The sequence below is a fragment of the Pseudomonas sp. SORT22 genome (assembly GCF_018417635.1).
Classification (GTDB): Bacteria; Pseudomonadota; Gammaproteobacteria; order Pseudomonadales; family Pseudomonadaceae; genus Aquipseudomonas.
Genome location: NZ_CP071007.1, coordinates 3,901,961 through 3,921,894, shown reverse-complemented (window position 1 = coordinate 3,921,894; position 19,934 = coordinate 3,901,961). Strand labels below are relative to the sequence as shown.

Here is a 19,934-nt window from a genome sequence, read left to right as displayed (position 1 = left end):
CCAGGTCAAGCGCTTCAGTGGCCGTGATAGCGCGCGCTGGCCCATTCCCACCAGAGGGCGTTGAGTTCGCAGTAGGGGGCAATGCGCCCGGTGGTTTCGGCGTACAGGTCGTCGCGGTCGAGTTTCGCCGGGATGAAGCCCAGGCTGCGCAGGTCGCGGTCGATCAGCGCCGCGCTGCTGGCCAGGGCCTTGATCGGCTGGCGCGGGTAGGGGCGCGGGTCTTCACCGTAATACACCTTGGCCGGGCCGAAAGGTACGCCCTCCAGGCGAGTATGGCCGAGGTTGTTCAAAAAGCCTTCGGCAATGCTGCCGTCGGCGAAGATCACCTTGTAGGCCGCGCCGGGTACACCGCCGAGCTTGCCGTCGTCCAGGCTCAGCTCCAGCCAGTTGCTGGTGGCTGCCGGGTTGATCTGCTCGCGGCTGAGTTTGCCGCCATCACTGGCCGCTGGATGGGTACTGAACGTTCCGTGCTCGCGCAGGTTATCGACACGCCGCGACTGCGGTTTGCTGGTTTGTGCCGGCACGCGAGCACTGCTGCCCGAGGCTTGCGCCGAGCTGTTGCGCTGCACGGCAAGCCAGGGCATCAGGCGCTCGTCGATGCGTTCGATCAGGTCGTCAAGGTGTTCACCAGCCTGTTCCAGGTCGCTCAGCACCAGGGCCTGGCGCTGCGCGTCGAGGGCCAGGAAGGTCGCACTGGCGCTGACCGCAGCGATGATTTGCGCAAGCTCGCTGCGTAGCAGCTCGGCGTCCAGGCTCTCTTCGAGCAGGGCATCCGGGCTGGTCTTCAGTTTGCAGTTGAGCAGTACGTGGCGCAGCAGGTCATAAAGCTGCTCGGCATGCTTTTGCGGGTCGCGATTGACCAGGCGCAATACCCGTTTGAGCCCGTGGCCAGGGCCTGGGACCCAGCCGAGCAGGGCCAGGGCGAGGTCGAAGAAGGCCTCGTCTTCCTCCTGCTGGTTGGCCGCCAGGTTCAGGGCCAGGATCGCTTCGACGGTGTCGTAGGCACTCAGGGCCTGGGCCAGGTGCGGGATGCTGCCGGCATCGATGGCGTCGGACAAGGTGACGCCGGCGGCCTTGATGTCGTAGGCGAAGTCTTCGTCGCTGTCGTCTTCGTCGTCTTCGTCGATCAGCTCTTCTTCGTCCTCCTCCTGTTCGTCTTCAGCGTCGCCCAGGCACTCCCAGCGGATGCCCTGGTAGGCGGGCAGGCTGCGCGCGTGCGCGAGCAGATCATGGGGGAAGATCACGTGCAGCAGTTCGCGGGTATCGATGCCGTAGAGCAGGGCCACTGCCGCGGCCTCGAATGACCAGTAGCCGACGTAGCCGCTGATATCGTCGCCATGGGTGTCGTACCAGCTGGCGTGCTCAAAGTGCTCGTACCACTGCTCGCAGTAGCCCTGCAGGCGGCTGGCCGCTTGCTCGGGGCTGGTGGCATAGATGGTTTGCACCAACGGCGTGGCGTAGTCCTGGTACCACGTATCGACGTCGTAGCGGTCGGGCAGGACCCGGCTCAGCAGGTCTTCATAGAGGGTGTCTTCTTCGGCATAGCCGCCGTTGTCCATCAGCGTGACGAAGCGTTCGAGCAGGTCCTGGCGACCGAGCAGAATGCACAGGCTGATGACCTGCATGCATTCGTGGTGTTCTTCACTATCGCCCAGATTCAGCGGAGCGACGTTGGCTTGCTCGGTGTACACGGCCATCTTGCGTTGCAGTTGCTCGTACTCGGCGACCAGCGCTTCGAGCAAGGCGGGCAGGGCGTCGATGTCAACGCCGGCGGTATAGCTGATCAGCAGTTTGTCCAGCGCCAGGCCCTTGAGGCTCTTGCCGCTGAACACTGCCTCTTGCTCGTCGGAGTCGGCTTGCAGGCGATTGTCGCGCAGGAATGCACGGCTCTCTTCGTCGTGTTCGAGGAAGCGCTCGTAACGCTGCGGCGTAAGAAAGTGCTGTCGCTTGTGCATGCCATCCATCCCTGGGAAATTCGAGCGCGCAGGGTGCCGCAAGCGCGCTCGAAGTACAACCGCCGATCAGAACGAGCGGACGATCTTGCCCAGGGTTTCCATGGCCTTTTCCGACTGCTCGGTCCAGGGGCTGCCGTAGTTGAGGCGGATGCAGTTGCGAAAGCGCCGGGTCGGCGAAAAGATCGGCCCGGGGGCGATGCTGATGCCTTGCGCCAACGCCATCTGGAACAGCTTGAGCGAGTCCATCTGTTCAGGCAGCTCCAGCCACAGGAAGTAGCCACCGGCCGGATGGCTGACCCGGGTTTGCGCCGGAAAATACCGGGCAATGGCCGCGAGCATCGCCGCCTGTTGCTCTTCCAGGGCATAGCGCAGCCTGCGCAGGTGCCGGTCGTAGCCGCCGTGCTGCAGGTAGTCGGCAATCGCCGCCTGGGCCGGCATCGAGGCGCACAGCGAGGTCATCAGTTTCAGCCGTTCGATCTTCTGCGCGTAACGCCCGGCCGCCACCCAGCCGATGCGGTAGCCGGGGGCCAGGCTCTTGGCGAACGAGCCGCAGTGCATCACCAGGCCGTCGGTGTCGAAGGCCTTGGCCGGTTTCGGCGCTTGCTGGGCGTAATACAGCTCGGCATAGACGTCGTCCTCGATCAGCGGCACTTGATGTTCGCGCAAGAGCTCCACAAGCTGCTGCTTCTTCTCTTCCGGCATGCTCGCGCCCACCGGGTTCTGGAAGTTGGTCATGCACCACACGGCCTTGACCGGGTGCTTGGCCAGGGTTTGCGCCAGCACCCCGAGGTCGATGCCTTCGCGCGGGTGCACGGGGATTTCCACCGCCTTGAGCTTGAGCCGCTCGAGGATCTGCAGGCAGGCATAGAACGCCGGCGCCTCGATGGCCACCAGGTCGCCGGGCTCGGTCACCGCCTGCAGGCACAGGTTCAGGGCCTCCAGCGCGCCGTTGGTGATCAGCAGCTCCTCCATGGGCAGCATCAGGCCGCCGACCATGTAGCGCAGGGCAATTTGCCGGCGTAGCTGCGGGTTGCCCGGCGACAGGTCGGTGACCACCATGCGCGGGTCCATCTCGCGGCTGGCGCTGGCCATGGAGCGGGCCAGGCGCGGCAGCGGGAACAGATGAGGGCTGGGAAAAGCCGAGCCGAAGGCCACGGTTTGCGGGTCCTTGATCGAGTCGAGGATCGAGAACACCAGCTCGCTGACATCCACCTCGGTGGACTCGCTGGCTTGCTCGATGATCTGCGGCTCGCTGAACTGGCGCGGCGCGTGGGCGTTGACGAAGTACCCCGAGCGCGGCCGGGCGCGGATCAGCCCGCGGCGCTCCAGCAGGTAGTAGGCCTGGAATACCGTGGACGGGCTGACGCCGTGGGTCTGGCTGGCATAACGCACCGACGGCACGCGCTGGCCGGGGCCGAGGACCCCGGAGCGGATCAGTTCGGCAATGTCGTCGGCGAATTTCTCGTAGCGTTTCATCATGGCTCGAAAGGTTTCGGATGCTCGGGCAGTGTATGGGATCAGCGGTTCAAAGGCGCAACAAAACGGCTGTGGGCGACGCTGCGCACACCGGGTTCGTCCGTATCGATCAGTTCGAAGCTGATGTCCTGGGAGCTGCTTTGCGGGCGATCGGCCAACATCGCCACCGACACCGGCAAGTCGCTCATTTCCCCGGCCGCCAGGCTGAATTCGGTCCTGCCGTGCAGTTCGAAGCCTTCGGCATCGAGCAGGCGCAGGCGGTAGTGCTGGGATTGCTGGGTCTTGTTGATGACCTTGAGGGTGTAGATGTTCTCGATCTGCCCGGCGTTGTTCTCACGGAACAGGCCACGGTCCTTGATCACGTCCATCGACACCATCGGCCGCTGCTGCAGGGCGATCACCAGGGCGCCGATCATCACCACCAGGGCGGTGACGTAGCCGAGCAGGCGCGGACGCAGCCAGTTGGTAGTGCCGCCTTGCAGGGTGTGTTCGGACTTGTAGCCGACCAGGCCGCGGGCGTAGCCCATTTTGTCCATGATCGAGTCACAGGCGTCGATACAGGCGGCGCAACCGATGCACTCCATCTGCAGGCCGTCGCGGATGTCGATGCCGGTCGGGCACACCTGCACGCACATATGGCAGTCGATGCAGTCGCCCAGGCCCTTGGCCTTGTGGTCGACTTCCTTCTTGCGCGGGCCGCGGGATTCACCACGGGCCGGGTCGTAGGCGACGGTCAGGGTGTCCTTGTCGAACATTACGCTCTGGAACCGGGCGTACGGGCACATGTGCATGCACACCGCTTCACGCAGCCAGCCGGCGTTGATGTAGGTGGCGCCGGTGAAGAACAGAATCCAGAACAGACTGACACCGCCCAGTTGCAGGGTGAACAGTTCTTCGGCCAGCGGCCGGATCGGCGTGAAGTAGCCGACGAAGGTCAGCCCGGTCAGCAGGCTGATGGCCAGCCACAGGGTGTGCTTGGCCGAACGCCGGGCCAGTTTGTTCAGGCTCCAGGGCGCGGCATCGAGCTTGATGCGCTGGTTGCGCTCACCTTCGGTGACCTTCTCGCACCACATGAAAATCCAGGTCCAGGAACTTTGCGGGCAGGTGTAACCGCACCAGACCCGGCCGGCGAGCACGGTGATGGCAAACAGGCCGAAGGCGCAGATGATCAACAACGCCGAGAGCAGGATGAAGTCCTGCGGCCAGAAGGTGGCGCCGAAGATATGGAACTTGCTGTCGGCCAGGTCCCAAAGCACGGCCTGGCGACCGCCCCAGTTCAGCCAGACGGTGCCAAAGAACAGCAAAAACAGAAAGCCCGCGCCAGCCAGGCGCAGGTTACGAAACAAGCCGGTGAAACTACGGGTGTGGATCTGTCGGTCACTGCTGGCAGGCTTCTTCTTGAAGGTGGAAGGCTCAGCAATTTCAACGATCTGGACGGGGATTCTATCGCTCATGGTTCGTCGCTCATCAGGCCTCGATCAGGCCAGAGCACTATGGCGCCCCATCTGTTTGCATAACAGTCTCAGGTATCTGGATAAAAACCATATCAGATTTCCCTTGGAAACTCCGCAGGCCTCAGATTATCGAGCCTTGCTCGGTCTCCTTGAGGTGCCTGCGACCATCCACCGCACCCGCTACAGTGAGGGCATCGGCTTCCTGTTCGGTGATTGGCACGCGCTTGCCTTCGAGCTCGGCAACCGACATGCGCAAGGCCTCGTCGGTGACGATTCGCACCTGCGTGGCCTCGCCCTGGATGTGCATGTCATCGCTGATCAGGGTGCAGCGCTGGTTAGTGGTGTCGATTTCAATAGGCATGGCTTTGTCCTCTTTACTCGGGTCCTATATTTGGGACCGCACGGGTGCAGGGGATGCTGGCAGCAACCGATCAGCGGTCGGCGGCGCACTTGCCGCCAGTGGCGTTGTCCATCGATTAATCCCTACTGCATGGACACAGCCCATGGACGCCTGGTGGCATCAAGTCTGGATCACCCTGGTGGCGGAATTTGCCGACATCACCGATGCCAAGCAGCTTACCCAGGTGACCGTGCGCCTGGTCATGGCGGCGCTGCTGGGCGCCATTCTCGGTTTTGAGCGCGAACTCAAGGGCAAGGCCGCCGGGGTGCGCACCCATATGCTGGTGGCCCTCGGCGCGGCGCTGTTCGTGCTGGTGCCGCGCATGGCCGGGGCCGACGATGCAGCGCTGAGCCGGGTGGTGCAGGGCATCGTCGCCGGTATCGGCTTTTTGGGTGCTGGCACCATTCTCAAGGGCCACGACCAGGATGCCGGGCACGTCAAGGGCCTGACCACGGCTGCGGGCTTGTGGATGACCGCGGCGATCGGTGTGGCGGCGGGCATGGGCCGGGAGGCCACGGCGGTGGTCAGCACGGTGCTGGCGTTGCTGGTATTGGGGGTGATGCCGCTGGTGGTCAATCGCTTCGAGAAGGACGACGAGGACGAAGCCGAGGAGGGCAGGAAGCACTGAGGGGAGCCTAGGCTCCCCTCAAAGATTGTTGCGTGCTCTTTTTTTGTTATTGGAGGGCGGCCTGTTGTTGTTTTTGGCGACCGTTGCCTCTGTATCTTTGGCGATCCCCATCCGGGATCAAGAGCAAACGTATTTTTTTGAGCGCTGATCTACCTTCATCATTGCTGATCCAACCGTGACCTGCGCTACCTTGGGGTAGTTTTATTGTTCTGTGTCCGGTTGCGGGGCAAGCCCCTGGAAAGCACATCCTCTCCAAAAAAATCTGTTAGCTGCGCCTCTGTCGTGTTGTTCTTGTTATGTCAGAGTCGTTTCGTCTTATTTTTATTGGGTGTGTCGCACTTTTTATTGTTCTTGTACCTGAGATATAGCAGGTGCCGTGCCAACTTTTTAAAACCCAATAAAATCAATGGCTTGAAGATTTTGCGGAAAAATATCCTCGGGAAATTCTGTCGATTTGTTTCCGTGTTACCCGGAATTTCCCTGAAAAGTGCGGGGGCGGTAACACCCGCACGCAGATCAGCCTGTTACCGCTTGTGATTATTGTGCCTGACGGGCGCGAGCCACCCGCGAGCCGCTGGCGCGGCCCAGCACTTCACTGATACGCAAGCCCGCGGCAATCAAGCGCTGCAGGTCGATACCGGTGTCGATACCGAGGCCCTGGAGCATGTACAGCACGTCTTCGCTGGCAACGTTACCGCTGGCGCCCTTGGCATAGGGACAGCCGCCGAGGCCCGCAACAGAGCTGTCGAACACACTGATGCCTTCAAGCAGGCTGGCATAGACGTTGGCCAGGGCCTGGCCGTAGGTGTCATGAAAGTGTCCGGCCAGCTGGGCGCGTGGCACCTGGGCGCCGACCACTTCGAACAGGCGCCGGGTTGCCCCGGGGGTGCCGGTGCCGATGGTGTCGCCCAGCGACACTTCATAGCAGCCCATGTCGAACAGCTCGCGGGCCACCGGGGCCACTTGCTCGGCGCTGACCTTGCCTTCATAGGGGCAACCCAGCACGCACGAGACATAACCGCGCACCCGCACCCCGTGCTGACGCGCCGCTTCGATGATCGGCACGAAGCGCTGCAGGCTGTCGCTGATCGAGCAGTTGATGTTGCGCTGGGAGAACGCCTCGGAGGCGGCGGCAAAGACGGCCACTTCCTTGACCCCGGCCGCCAGGGCATCTTCAAAACCGCGCAGGTTCGGCGCCAGCGCGGCGTAGGTCACCCCGTTGCGCTGCTGGATATTGGCAAACACCTCGGCGGAGCCGGCCATCTGTGGTACCCACTTGGGGGAAACGAAGCTGCCCACTTCTATATAAGAAAGGCCTGCCGCACTCAGGTCATCGACCAGGCGAACCTTGTCGGCCACGCTGATGGGTTGGGCTTCGTTTTGCAGGCCGTCGCGCGGGCCGACTTCGACCAGGCGGACTTTTTCAGGCAATGACATGGGCAGGATTCCTCAGGGCTCAATGGCTGTTTTTCTGGTTGTTCAAGGTCGCGGCCAGGGCTTGCTCGCAGCGCTCTTCGGCAGTGTCCAGCTCCAGTTGCATCTGCTGGATGTCGAGCAGTTGCTGTTCAAGCTGGGCGCGGCGTTCGGCGATCTTCGCCAGCATGCTGTGCAATTGCTTGAGGTTGCCGCTGGACGGGTCATACAGCTCGATCAGTTCACGGCACTCGGCCAGGGAAAAACCAATGCGCTTGCCGCGCAGGATCAGCTTCAGGCTGACCTTGTCGCGAGCCGAATAGACCCGCTCCAGGCCGCGACGCTCCGGGCTGAGCAGGCCCTGTTCTTCATAGAAGCGAATGGCCCGGGTGGTGATGTCCAGCTCGCGGGACAGGTCGGAGATGCTGTAGGTCTGGCTGCTCATTGCTTGGCTCGGGAAAAGGGCATGGAGCTAAGCTAATTGCAGGTTGACGTATACGTCAAGCAAGGATTGGTGGGGCTTGCCCCGCCATAGCTCCCTACACCTCAGCCATGGCCGCCCGCTCATCCTGCGCCACCACACCCTGACACAGCTCGATGATCTGTTCGCGCATCCAGCGGTTGGCCGGGTCCTGGTCGGTGCTTTCGTGCCAGTACAGGTGGGTTTCCAGCGGCGGCACGTCCACCGGCAGGCTGACATGGTTGAGCTGGTGGCGGCGGGCGAAGCGCTCCGGCACGGTCATGACCATGTCGGTCTGCTGCAGTACTTGCGAGGCCATCAGGTAATGCTGGGAGCGCAGGGCGATCTTGCGCTGCACGCCCATCTTGCCCAGGGCCAGGTCGACATAGCCCAGGCCGTTGCGGCGGCTGGAGATATGGATGTGGGTCATGCCCAGGTAGTCGTCGAGGCTGAGCTTGTCCTTGAACAGCGGGTGGCCCTGGCGCATGGCGCACACATAGCGGTCTTGCATCAGCTTGACGTGGCGCACTTGCGGGTCGGTGTTGAGCGGCGCATCGACGGCAAAGTCCAGGCGCCCGGCGGCCAGTTCCTTGGTGGTTTCCCGGCGCTTGCACAAGAAGCTTTCGATCACCACCGCCGGCGCCAGGCGTCGCAGGCGCTGGAACAGCAGCGGCAGGATCACCGCCTCGGTGAGGTCGGTCATGCTGATACGAAAGGTCTTGCTGGCCTGCAGCGGGTTGAAGATGCGGCTCTCTTGCACCGACACGCGCAGCAGCGACAGGGCATTGCGCACCGGGCCGATGATGTTCTGCGCCATAGGCGTGGGCACCATGCCCTGGGCGGTGCGCACGAACAGCGGGTCGTTGAAGGTTTCGCGCAGGCGCGCCAGGGCGTTGGACACCGCCGGCTGGGTAATGCCGACGATCTGCCCGGCCCGGGTCAGGTTGGCTTCGGTGTAGATGGCATCGAAGACGATGAACAGATTCAGGTCGACCTTGCTCAGGTTCATGGGCGCTGCTCTTGTTGGTGTTATCCGTGGATCATATATCGGTTATGAATGTTTATACACGCCGAGAATAGGCTAGGTGGATTTTACCGGCTGATCTAGGATCGATAACAGATCCCTTTTCCACTGAAGGTACTGCCCATGGATTTCGCCTATTCACCCAAGGTCCAGGCGCTGCGTGAACGTGTCACGGCGTTCATGGATGCCTATGTCTATCCCGCCGAAGCGGTGTTCGAGCGCCAGGTTGCCGAAGGCGATCGCTGGCAGCCGACCGCGATCATGGAAGAGCTCAAGGCCAAGGCCAAGGCCGAGGGTTTGTGGAACCTGTTTCTGCCGGAGTCGGAGCTGGGCGCGGGCCTGACCAACCTCGAATATGCCCCCCTGGCCGAGATCATGGGCCGCTCGTTGCTCGGCCCCGAGCCGTTCAACTGCTCGGCGCCGGACACCGGCAACATGGAAGTGCTGGTGCGCTACGCCAACGAAGAGCAGAAGCGCCAGTGGCTCGAACCGCTGCTGCGCGGCGACATCCGCTCGGCATTCGCCATGACCGAGCCGGACGTGGCCTCGTCCGACGCCACCAACATGGCCGCCCGCGCCGTGCGTGACGGTGACGAGTGGGTGATCAACGGCCGCAAGTGGTGGACCTCCGGCGCCTGCGACCCGCGCTGCAAGATCATGATCTTCATGGGCCTGAGCAACCCGGAAGGCCCGCGGCACCAGCAGCACTCGATGATCCTCGTGCCTACCGATACCCCCGGGGTAAAGATCGTCCGGCCGCTGCCGGTGTTCGGCTACGACGACGCGCCCCATGGCCACGCCGAAGTGCTGTTCGAGAACGTGCGCGTGCCTTACGAGAACGTGCTGCTCGGCGAGGGCCGCGGTTTCGAGATCGCCCAGGGGCGCCTGGGCCCGGGGCGCATCCACCACTGCATGCGTTCGATCGGCATGGCCGAGCGGGCCCTTGAGCTGATGTGCAAGCGCTCGGTGGAACGTACCGCCTTCGGCCGGCCTCTGGCGCGCCTGGGGGGCAACGTCGACAAGATTGCCGATTCGCGGATGGAAATCGACATGGCCCGGCTGCTGACCCTCAAGGCTGCCTACATGATGGACACCGTCGGTAACAAGGTCGCCCGCAGCGAAATCGCCCAGATCAAGGTGGTGGCGCCGAACGTGGCGCTAAAGGTTATCGACCGGGCGATCCAGATCCACGGCGGCGCCGGTGTCTCGGGCGACTTCCCGCTGGCCTACATGTACGCCATGCAGCGCACCCTGCGCCTGGCCGACGGCCCGGACGAAGTGCACCGTGCGGCGATCGGCAAGTACGAGATCGGCAAGTACGTGCCCAAGGAAATGCTCCGTAGCAGTCATTGATGCTTGCCGTGCAAGTCCGCCTCCTTGTCGGCGGCGGGCTTGCCCTGTGCACGGGTCGAGAACAGCGAAACCAGCACGCCACCGCTGAGCAGGGCAATGGTCACCGCCAGTGACAGCATCGGCGGCACGGCGCCAATCAGGCCGTGGTAGAAGATCTTGCCGCCAATGAACACCAGCACCAGCGCCAGCGCGTACTTGAGGTAGATGAAGCGGTGCATCAGCGCCGCCAGGGCAAAGTACAGCGCCCTTAACCCGAGAATCGCGAAGATGTTCGAGGTGTAGACAATGAACGGGTCCTGGGTGATGGCAAAGATCGCCGGCACGCTGTCGACGGCGAACACCAGGTCGGCCAGCTCGATCAGCACCAGGGCCAGGAACAACGGCGTGGCATAGCGCAGTGCCTTGCTCTGCCCGGGCGGGGTGATGTGCACGAAAAAGCGCGGGCCGTGGATCTCGTCGGTTACCCGCATATGACGCCGGACGAACTTCAGCACCGGGTTGTTGGCCAGGTCCGGGTGGGAATCTTCGCTGGAGAACAGCATCTTTACCCCGGTGAACAGCAGGAAGGCGCCGAACACGTAGAGGATCCACTCGAACTCCTGCACCAGCGCACTGCCCAGGCCGATCATGATCGCCCGCAGCACCACCACGCCGAGAATCCCCCAGAACAGCACCCGGTGCTGATAGCGACGAGGGATGGCGAAGAAGCTGAAGATCATCGCCATGACGAACACGTTGTCCATCGACAACGACTGCTCGATGAGAAAGCCGGTGTAGAACTCCAGGGCCTTCTGCGCGCCCAGCTCGAACCACACCCACACGCCGAACAGCACCCCGACGCTGAAATAGCCGCCATACAGCAGCAGGCTCTCGCGCATTTCGATTGCGTGCAGCTTGCGGTGCAGCACGCCCAGGTCCAGTACCAGCAGGGTCAGGACGATGCCGAGAAAGGCCAGCCAGAACCACAGGCTGGTGCCAAGGAAGTCGTTGTCGAGAAATACCTGTAGAGCTGCCATGAGCCCCTCCTTAATGTCGACGTTGCTGAGCAACAGTGACTCCGACATGGCGGCTTGGCAGCCGTCAGAGGGGCCCGGCGTCACTAGGGACAAGCCTAGACCCGGAGAACCAGGGCGCCCAATCGAGGCTGTAACAATTGATTGCCCCGCCTGGCAGGCAGTGGCTCAGTAGACCCACACCTCGACCCGCCGATTGCGGATCCGCCCTTGTTCGGCGGTGTTCGCCGCCACTGGCAGTTCGTCACCCAGGCCGATTATTTCGCGCAACTCGACACCACTACGAGCCAGTTCCCGGCGCACTGCCATGGCCCGCAGCCGCGAGAGCAGGGCGGCGCGCTGCGGGTCATCCTTGGCATCACCAAAGCCCACCAGCACCACCCTGTTACTCAGCTTGTGCTGCGCCTGCAGGTACTGGACTACCCGCTGCACATCGCGCAGGGCCTTGTTGTCGAGGCTGGCGTTACCCTCCTGGAAGCGGAAGTTGACCGACAGGCGCCGGGCATCATTGGCAAGGCCCAGGTAGCGGCGCGGCATGTCGGTACGGGGCTGAACCTTGATGCTCTGCACCTGCTGGCCGACGAAGCCGCTGCCGGTGACGATGGCCTGGCCCTGGGGGCTTTGGGCGAACTCGACCAAGGCGCGGGCCAGGGGGTTGGCCTGGCCGGGGGGCAAGTAAAAGAACAACCGGCGCGACAGCGGATAGTCTTCGCTGGCCACCAGCGCCGCTGTCGGCAACATGGCCCGGGACTCACCGTCGGCAATCGCCACGACCTTGGCGCCGTGCACCGTGGCCAGGCTGCTGAAGCCGATGGCCTGGCGATCGCCGAGCACCTGGCTGGCCAGTTGCTCCGCCGATTCGAAACGTTTGGTGTGGTCGGCCAGGGCTTGCCGTGCCGGGTCGAGGACCAGCGCTTTGAAGGTCTCGAAGGTGCCGGAGCGGTCATCGCGGGCGTACAGGTTGATCGGGCCGCTGCCGATGCCCAGTTGCTCCCAGCGGTCGATCTGCCCGCAGAAGATCTGCGCCAGCTGGGTGGTGGTCAATTGCGGCAGCGGGTTGTCGGGGTGGACGATCACCGCGACGCCGTCCAGGGCAATGATCTGCTCGGCGGCGGCACTATTAAGGTCGCCCAGCGCTTGCAGCTCGTTCAGTTCGGCTGGCTTGATCGGACGTGAGGAAGCCGCCAGCTCCGCTTGGCCGGATTTGAGTGCAGTGAAGCCAGTACTGGAACCGTGGGCGGCGATGTCGATGCGCAAGGCCTGGCCGTTGCTGTCCAGGGCACGGACCTGAAGCTCGTTGGCGGCGTCGCTGCTGACGATGCTGATGGCGCTGGCGCCTTGCTGCGCGAGCAAACCTGAGACCAGCGCCGGTGCCAGCGCGGCGCCGATGGTGTTGGAACCCTGAATACGCAATTGCGCCTGCGGGTCAGCGGCGCCAATCAGCGGGAGCAGGCAAAGCACAAGCAGGGAGAGGTGTCGCAACATGCCGTCTGGCACTCATGGGCAAAGGGTGTGCCGGGAGATTAAGACAGCCATGTGACCGGGGGATGACAGGCTGTGGCAGGAGCGGGCTTGCCCCGCGATAGCATGCTGCCTGCCAGATCGCATCGCGGGGCAAGCCCGCTCCTACAAAGCCTGTGGGAGCGTTTATCAGTTCAATTCAAGCCAGATCGGCGCATGGTCCGAAGGCTTTTCCATGCCGCGCAGGTCATAGTCGACGCCGGCGTCCTTGATCCGCGGCAGCAGCGCCTGGGAGGCCATGATCAGGTCGATGCGCAGGCCGCGCTTGGGCTCGTCTTCAAAGCCGCGGCTGCGGTAGTCGAACCAGCTGAAACGGTCGGCGACTTCCGGGTGCAGGTGGCGGAAGCTGTCGACCAGGCCCCAGTTTTTCAGGCGTGCCATCCACTCGCGCTCTTCCGGCAGGAAGCTGCATTTGCCGGTCTTCAGCCAGCGCTTGGCGTTGTCGGCGCCGATGCCGATGTCGCAGTCTTCTGGCGAAATGTTTACATCACCCATCACCAGCAATGGCTGGTCGTTCTGGAACTGGGTTTCCAGCAGTGCCTGCAGATCGCTGTAGAAACGCTGCTTGGCCGGGAACTTGGTCGGGTGGTCGCGGCTTTCGCCCTGTGGGAAGTAGCCGTTCATGATGGTGATCGGTGTGCCATCGGTATCGGCGAAGGTGCCCCAGATGAAGCGCCGTTGGGCGTCTTCTTCATCGCTGCTGAAGCCCTTGTGCAGGCTCAGTGGCGCCTGGCGCGAGAGCAGGGCGACGCCGTAGTGGCCCTTCTGGCCATGAAAATGCACGTGATAACCCAGGGCCTGGACGTCGGCGAGCGGGAACTGCTCGTCGCTGACTTTGGTTTCCTGCAGGCCGATGACGTCGGGCTGGTGCTTTTCGATCAACGCCGCCAACTGGTGGGGCCGGGCGCGCAGGCCATTGATGTTGAACGAGACGATCTTCATGGGCAGCACAATCCTGGTAAAACCCAGGATGCTAGCCGACATCGGCGGCGCCGGCCAGCGTGGCGAGCCACTCGATAGGTTGCTAACCTGTGCCACGAGGTGAACGTTGGCACCGCGAACACCTCAAAGGCAATGAATGCCCATTTCCGGAGGTTTGCCAGCATGCCCGAATCGACTGCCGCACCGGCTGAAGTCCGTCTGCTCGATAGCGGCTACAGCCGCGAGGCGCGCTCCCTGCTGTATCACGCCTATCGCCACGAACCGACCTTTGCCTTTCTGTTCGAGGCCCGGCGTCCGGGGTTCGACCAGCGCATACGCGCCACGGTGCGCGAGCTGGTCAACCAGCATTTTCTCCAGGACCTGCCCGCCATCGGCCTGCTGGTCGAAGACCGGCTGGTCGGCATCGCCCTGATCGCCCCGCCGCAGCGACGCCTGGGCATCACCGAAAGCTGGGCCTGGCGCATGCGCATGGTGCTCAGCACCGGCTTTCGCTGCACCCGCCGCTATTTGGACTACCAGGCCGCACTGATGGCCTGTCTGCCCAGTGATGCGGTGCATGTGTTGCCACTGTTGGGGATCCATCCGCAGTTTCAGGGCAAGCACTACGGCGAACAATTGTTACAGGCTGTGCACGATTGGTGTGCCGTGGATGAGCATTCCGAGGGGGTGGTGCTGGACACCGGCAACGAGCACTACCTGGCGTTCTATCATCGACAGGGCTATCAGGAAATTGGTGAGATCGCTGTAGGACCGGTTCACGAACACGTGTTCTTTCACCCCAATCCGCAGTCTTCGCAACAGGCTTCGGCCTGAATTGCGTAACAGCGAGGAAAACCTCGGGCTCCATGCTGCCGCCAAGCTCTGGTAGCATCCGCGCCTATGACGTATTCAGGACGATTCACCTGCGGTTTGATTCTATGGGTTGCCAGCATCGGCGCGTATGCGCAAAGCGAGCTGGTGGTCCGGGTCAAACCTGCCAATAACGAACTCAAGGCCAATGTCGAAGGCTATATCGGCAGCCTTGGTAAACGCGATGAAGAGGCGCTGCTGCGCTTCAGCCGCGGCGCAGTCGAGCAGGCGCGCAAGGCCTCCCAGGCCCTGGGCTATTACCAGGCGCAGATCGATAGCGAGGTCAAGCCAGCGGCCAAGGCCGACAAGGGCCCGCAACTGGTATTGAGCATCGATCCCGGCGAGCCGGTGCACTTGCGTGATGTGACCATCCGTATCGACGGCCCGGCCAGCGAGCTCAAGGCCTTTCGCATTCCCGACAGCAAGGCGCTGCGCTCAGGCGCGGTGCTCAACCATGGCCATTACGAAGACGCCAAGCGCCTGATCCAGAACCAGGCCTCGCGCTATGGCTTTTTCAGCGGCCATTTCGTTCGCCAGCGCCTGGCGGTCGATCCCCAGGCCGGTGTCGCCGACATCGAGCTGATCTACGCCAGCGGCCCGCGCTACCGCCTGGGCAAGGTCAGCTTCGCCGGCGATACACCGCTCGATGAAGACCTGCTGCAACGCATGGTGCCGTTCAAGGCCGACACCCCCTACGATTCCGAGCTGATCGCCGAGCTCAACAACGCCCTGCAATCGAGCGGCTACTTCGAAGGCGTACGGGTCGATGCCGCGCCCACTGCCGCGGTCGAGCAGAGCATCCCGGTGGCTGTCCAACTCGACACCCGCAAGCCACGGACCATGGGCCTGGGCCTGGGTTTTTCGACCGACGTCGGGCCGCGCGGCAAGGCCAACTGGACCCGCCACTGGGTCAACCCGCAAGGCCATAGTTATGGCTGGGAGACCGAGCTGTCGGCGCCGCGGCAGAACGTCGGCCTGTGGTACGACATTCCGCTCGACCCGCCGCTGACCGACAAACTGCGTTTTGCCGGCGGCTACCAGAATGAAGAAATCGCCGGCACCGACACCGTGAGCAAGCTGCTCACGGTCGGCCCGGAATGGCACAGCAAACTGCCCAGCGGCTGGCAGCGGGTCATTTCGCTCAAGTACCAGCGCGAAGAGTACAAACTCGGTGACGACTCGGGCCTGAGCAACCTGTTGATGCCCGGCATCAGCTATTCCTACCTGCGCAGTGACAACCGTATCGACCCGAATAACGGGTACCGCTTGCAGTTCGATGTACAGGCAGCCAAGGAGGGGCTGGTGTCCGACACCAACCTGCTGCACGCCAATGTGTTGCTCAAGGGCCTGACCACCCTCGGCCAGAACCATCGCTTCCTCGGCCGTGTGCAGTTCGGCGGTAGCGCCACCAACAGCTACAAGAATTCCGTTCCGCCGTCGCTGCGCTTCTTCGCAGGTGGTGACCAGAGCGTGCGGGGCTACGATTATCAGACCCTGTCGCCAAAGAACTCCGATGGCGATCGCATCGGCGGCCGTTACCTGGTGGCCGCCAGCGCCGAGTACCAGTATTCGGTTGCCGAGAAATGGCGGGTGGCGACCTTCGTCGACCAGGGCAACTCATTCAACAATCTGGAGCTTCCCAGCCTCAAGACCGGTGTCGGTATCGGTGTGCGCTGGGTGTCTCCGGTCGGGCCGCTGCGTCTGGATCTGGCCCGCGCGCTGGACGACGACGGCGGTTTGCGTTTGCACTTCTCCATGGGGCCGGAACTGTGAGTCGGGTTATCAAATTCATCGTTCTTGGCCTGCTGGCCTTGCTGCTGTTGCTGGTGCTGGGTGTCGGCCTGGTGCTCGGTACTCAGGCCGGCAGCCGCTGGGCACTGGGGCTGGTGCCGGGGCTGCAACTGGATAACTTTCAGGGCCGCCTGGCCGGGCAGTGGCAGGCCGAGCGCTTGCTGTGGGAACAAGGCGGCGATCGCGTCGAGCTGGTCGCGCCTGCATTGGCCTGGTCGCCGGCCTGCCTGCTGCGTATGACCCTGTGCATCGAGCAGCTGCAAGCCGATCAGGTCAACCTGGCCTTCGCCCCTGGCGAGCCGAAGCCCGACAGCGGGCCGTTGCAACTGCCGCAACTCAAGCTGCCGCTGGCCATTGAGCTTGGCAGTGTGCGCATCGGCCAGCTACGCCTGGATGGCAACGAACAGCTCAGCCAGTTGCAACTGGCCGCGCACTGGACCACCGGCGGGCTGCAGATCGACAGCCTGCAACTGCAACGCGATGATCTCAAGCTGAACCTGCAGGGCCTGCTCAAGCCCGAAGCCGATTGGCCGCTGCAGGCCCAGGGGCAGCTGCAGTTGCCCAGTGTCGACGGGCAACCCTGGCAACTGGCGTTGCAGGTCGACGGCGACCTGCAGAAAACCCTCAAGCTCACGGCTGACAGCAGCGGTTATCTGCAAGCGCGCCTGAGCGGCGAGCTGCAGGCACTGGCGCAGAATCTGCCAGCGCAACTGCAGATCAGCAGCGAGGCGTTCAAACCTTCGGCCGCGCTGCCCGACACCTTGCAACTGAACCAGTTGCAACTGAGCGCCAAGGGCAACCTGCAAAACGGCTATCAACTGCTCGGTTCAGCCAGCCTGCCTGCCGAACAGGGCCCGGTGGCGCTCAAGCTGCAAGGCCGGGTTGATGCCAAGGGTGCAGAAGTCAGCGCCCTGGACCTCAGTGCCAGCGCCGAGCAGGCGCTCAAGCTCAAGGCCAAGGCCGACTGGCAGCAAGGCCTGAGCGCAGACGCCAGCATCGACTGGCTGGATTTTCCCTGGCTGCGCCTCTATCCAATGGACCCGGCACCGGAAGTTTCCCTGCGCCGCTTCACCGGCCAGGTGCAATACCGCGATGGCAACTACCAGGGCGAATTCAACGGCGACCTGGACGGCCCGGCAGGCACCTTCAGCCTCAGTAGCCCGTTCAAGGGCGACCTCAAGCAAGTCAGCCTGGCGCAGCTTCAGCTGAGCGCGGGCCAAGGCAAGGCCACCGGCAGTGTCGGCGTGCAGTTTGCCGATGGCGTGGCCTGGGATGCCGCGCTGGAGCTGTCGGCGTTGAACCCTGCGTACTGGCTGGCCGAGTTGCCCGGCACCCTGGCTGGCCCCTTGCGCAGCAAGGGCGAGATGAAAAACGGCGAGTTGCGTCTGGATGCCGAGCTTGACCTCAAGGGTCGACTGCGTGGCCAGCCCGCTGTGTTCAAAGCGCTGGCGCAAGGGGCAGGGCAGCAATGGACCCTGGGCACCCTGGACATCCGCCTGGGCGACAACCACATCAATGGCAGCGGCAGCCTGCAACAGCGTCTGGCCGGTCAGATCGATATCAACCTGCCACGCCTGGGCCAGCTCTGGCCGCAGCTGCAAGGCCAGGTCAAGGGCCGCCTGGAGGTTGCCGGTACCTTGCAGGCCCCCCAAGGCAGCTTCGTTCTGCAGGGCCAGCAACTGGCCCAGGCTGACAATCGCGTGCAGCGCCTGAGCCTGGATGCACGCCTGGACAACGCCCAACGTGCACTCATCGACCTTGAGGCCGGCAGTATTCGCCTGGGCGATACCAGCCTGGGGATGCTCACGGCCAAGGGCAGCGGTGATGTTCGTCAACAAAAGTTGCAACTGGCCCTGGACGGGCCGCAGCTCAAGCTTGACCTGGGCCTGGATGGGCAACTGGACAAGGGCAACTGGCGCGGGCGCCTGGCAAGCGGCGAAATCCAGGCCGGTGGCCAGGACTGGCGCCTGCAGGCGCCGGCAAAACTGCAGCGCCTGGCCAGCGGCCAGGTGGAGTTCGGCGCCCATTGCTGGCGTTCCGGCCAGGCCAGCCTGTGCGGCGAAGACCAGCGCCTGGCGCCCGAGCCTCGCCTGCGCTATCACCTCAAGCAGTTCCCGCTGCAGAGCCTGGCGCAGTGGCTGCCCAAGGATTTTGCCTGGCAGGGCCTGCTCAATGCCGACATCAACCTCGATGTGCCGGCCAGCGGGCCCAAGGGCACCATCCTCATCGATGCCAGCGGCGGCACCTTGCGCGTGCGTGAAAAGGACCAATGGCTGGACTTCCCCTACCAGACCCTGCGCCTGCAAAGCACCCTGGGCCCGAGGCGCATCGATACCCGCCTGGACTTTCACGGTGACAAGCTCGGCGAGCTGGCGGTCAATACCCGGCTTGACCCGTTGGCAAAGAACAAACCGTTGAGCGGTGACTTCCGCCTCAGCGGCCTGGACCTGGCCATCGGCCGTCCGTTTGCGCCGATGGTCGAGCGTTTGAATGGCCAGCTCAATGGCAGCGGGCGCCTGTCTGGCACTTTGCTGGCGCCTCAGGTCAATGGCAGCCTGAACCTTGTACATGGCGAAATCAGCGGTGCCGAGCTGCCGATCAGCCTTCAGGACCTGCAACTGCAAGCGTTGATCGCCGGCGAACAGGTCCAGCTCAACGGCAGCTGGAAAAGCGGCGAAAGCGGCCAGGGCAGCCTGAACGGGCAGATCGGCTGGGGCCAGGCCCTGGCTGTAAACCTGGCGCTGCAGGGCCAGCGCCTGCCGGTCAACGTCGAACCCTATGCGGCCCTCGAAGTGGCCCCGGACCTGAAAATCAGCCTGATTGACGACAAGCTTGCGGTGACTGGCAAGGTGCTGGTGCCCAAGGGCAAGATCACCGTGCGTGAACTGCCGCCGTCGACGGTCAAGGTCTCCGATGACACGGTGATCCTCGGTCACCAGACCGAGGAGGGCAAAGCACCGATGGCCATGGCCATGGATATCGACGTGCAGGTGGGCCAGGACAAGCTCTCGTTCAGCGGCTTTGGCCTTACCGCCAACCTGCTCGGGCACGTGCATATCGGCGACAACCTCGATACCCGCGGTGAACTGAGCCTGGCCGATGGTCGCTACCGTGCCTATGGCCAGCGCCTGACCATCCGCCGTGCGCGCTTGCTGTTTGCCGGCCCTATCGATCAGCCGTACCTGGACATCGAGGCAATTCGCAAGACCGATGACGTGATTGCCGGCATCCGCTTGAGCGGCAGCGCCGAGCAGCCCACCACCCAGGTGTTCTCGGAGCCGGCCATGAGCCAGGAGCAGGCCTTGTCCTACCTGGTGCTCGGCCGGCCGCTGGGCACCACTGGCGAAGATAACAACATGCTCGCCGAAGCGGCGCTCGGCCTGGGCCTGGCGGGCAGTGCCGGGATCACCGGCAGCCTGGCCTCGAGCCTGGGCATCGATGACTTCCAGCTCGACACCCAGGGCAGCGGCAACAACACGGCGGTGGTCGCCAGCGGTAACCTGACCGAGCGCTTGAGCCTGCGTTACGGGGTGGGTGTGTTCGAGCCGGCCAACACCATCGCCTTGCGCTACAAGCTCAGCAAGAAGGTTTACCTGGAGGCGGCCAGTGGCCTGGCCAGTTCCCTGGATATCTTTTACAAACGTGATTTCTAGAG

15 protein-coding genes are annotated in these 19,934 nt (G+C 63.4%); 5 read left to right on the top strand and 10 right to left on the bottom strand.

What is annotated here, in order from left to right:
* Positions 1–14 precede the first annotated feature (14 nt).
* From JYG36_RS17925 to JYG36_RS17910, 4 genes are all read right to left on the bottom strand, one after another.
* The gene (locus JYG36_RS17925) at positions 15–1,955 is read right to left on the bottom strand and encodes a PoNe immunity protein domain-containing protein (protein ID WP_249744364.1); all 1,941 of its coding nucleotides are present in this window, start codon (positions 1,953–1,955) and stop codon (positions 15–17) included.
* Positions 1,956–2,021: 66 nt separating this feature from the next.
* Positions 2,022–3,431: a GntR family transcriptional regulator MpaR gene (mapR, locus tag JYG36_RS17920; protein ID WP_045201498.1), complete on the bottom strand. Its 1,410-nt coding sequence runs from the start codon at positions 3,429–3,431 to the stop codon at positions 2,022–2,024.
* Positions 3,432–3,472: 41 nt separating this feature from the next.
* Positions 3,473–4,885, bottom strand: coding sequence for a cytochrome c oxidase accessory protein CcoG (gene ccoG, locus JYG36_RS17915; protein WP_045201369.1), 1,413 nt, complete (start codon positions 4,883–4,885; stop codon positions 3,473–3,475).
* Positions 4,886–5,006: 121 nt separating this feature from the next.
* Entirely contained in the window at positions 5,007–5,246 is a 240-nt protein-coding gene (locus JYG36_RS17910; RefSeq protein WP_045201370.1) for a DUF3203 family protein, read from the bottom strand.
* Between the two features lie 142 nt (positions 5,247–5,388).
* Between JYG36_RS17910 and JYG36_RS17905 the strand changes: the two genes are divergently transcribed.
* Positions 5,389–5,913 carry an MgtC/SapB family protein gene (locus JYG36_RS17905; protein ID WP_093384956.1) on the top strand — a complete coding sequence of 175 codons (525 nt, stop codon included), beginning with the start codon at positions 5,389–5,391 and terminating at the stop codon, positions 5,911–5,913.
* 537 nt (positions 5,914–6,450) lie between these two features.
* Here the strand turns inward: JYG36_RS17905 and JYG36_RS17900 are convergent.
* The 3 genes from JYG36_RS17900 to JYG36_RS17890 all read right to left on the bottom strand — a co-directional run bounded on the left by JYG36_RS17900 (position 6,451) and on the right by JYG36_RS17890 (position 8,795).
* Positions 6,451–7,350 carry a hydroxymethylglutaryl-CoA lyase gene (locus tag JYG36_RS17900; protein ID WP_045201372.1) on the bottom strand — a complete coding sequence of 300 codons (900 nt, stop codon included), beginning with the start codon at positions 7,348–7,350 and terminating at the stop codon, positions 6,451–6,453.
* Positions 7,351–7,369: 19 nt separating this feature from the next.
* Positions 7,370–7,771, bottom strand: coding sequence for a MerR family transcriptional regulator (locus JYG36_RS17895; protein WP_010226535.1), 402 nt, complete (start codon positions 7,769–7,771; stop codon positions 7,370–7,372).
* 94 nt (positions 7,772–7,865) lie between these two features.
* Positions 7,866–8,795 carry a LysR family transcriptional regulator gene (locus JYG36_RS17890; protein ID WP_213601902.1) on the bottom strand — a complete coding sequence of 310 codons (930 nt, stop codon included), beginning with the start codon at positions 8,793–8,795 and terminating at the stop codon, positions 7,866–7,868.
* Between the two features lie 138 nt (positions 8,796–8,933).
* On the opposite strand from JYG36_RS17890, the gene JYG36_RS17885 reads away from it, so the two are divergent.
* Complete coding sequence (locus JYG36_RS17885) at positions 8,934–10,163, top strand: acyl-CoA dehydrogenase (protein ID WP_093384950.1); 1,230 nt, start codon at positions 8,934–8,936, stop codon at positions 10,161–10,163.
* Here JYG36_RS17885 and JYG36_RS17880 read toward each other — a convergent pair.
* The 3 genes from JYG36_RS17880 to xthA all read right to left on the bottom strand — a co-directional run bounded on the left by JYG36_RS17880 (position 10,157) and on the right by xthA (position 13,639).
* Positions 10,157–11,179, bottom strand: coding sequence for a TerC family protein (locus JYG36_RS17880; protein ID WP_213601900.1), 1,023 nt, complete (start codon positions 11,177–11,179; stop codon positions 10,157–10,159). The genes JYG36_RS17885 and JYG36_RS17880 overlap by 7 nt on opposite strands.
* A 165-nt stretch (positions 11,180–11,344) precedes the next feature.
* Complete coding sequence (locus JYG36_RS17875; RefSeq protein WP_093384943.1) at positions 11,345–12,661, bottom strand: substrate-binding domain-containing protein; 1,317 nt, start codon at positions 12,659–12,661, stop codon at positions 11,345–11,347.
* Between the two features lie 165 nt (positions 12,662–12,826).
* Positions 12,827–13,639, bottom strand: coding sequence for an exodeoxyribonuclease III (xthA, locus tag JYG36_RS17870; RefSeq protein WP_123567403.1), 813 nt, complete (start codon positions 13,637–13,639; stop codon positions 12,827–12,829).
* A gap of 162 nt (positions 13,640–13,801) precedes the next feature.
* Here xthA and JYG36_RS17865 point away from each other — a divergent pair, with 162 nt between their 5' ends.
* The 3 genes from JYG36_RS17865 (at position 13,802) to JYG36_RS17855 (ending at position 19,932) form a co-directional block, all read left to right on the top strand.
* Positions 13,802–14,452, top strand: a complete 651-nt coding sequence (locus tag JYG36_RS17865) for a GNAT family N-acetyltransferase (RefSeq protein ID WP_213601898.1) — start codon at positions 13,802–13,804, stop codon at positions 14,450–14,452.
* Positions 14,453–14,518: 66 nt separating this feature from the next.
* Positions 14,519–16,261 (top strand): autotransporter assembly complex protein TamA, encoded by a 1,743-nt coding sequence (locus JYG36_RS17860; protein ID WP_213601896.1) that lies wholly within the window; start codon positions 14,519–14,521, stop codon positions 16,259–16,261.
* Positions 16,258–19,932, top strand: coding sequence for a translocation/assembly module TamB family protein (locus JYG36_RS17855; RefSeq protein WP_213601894.1), 3,675 nt, complete (start codon positions 16,258–16,260; stop codon positions 19,930–19,932). Before JYG36_RS17860 ends, JYG36_RS17855 begins: the two co-directional genes overlap by 4 nt.
* The last annotated feature ends 2 nt before the right edge of the window (positions 19,933–19,934 follow it).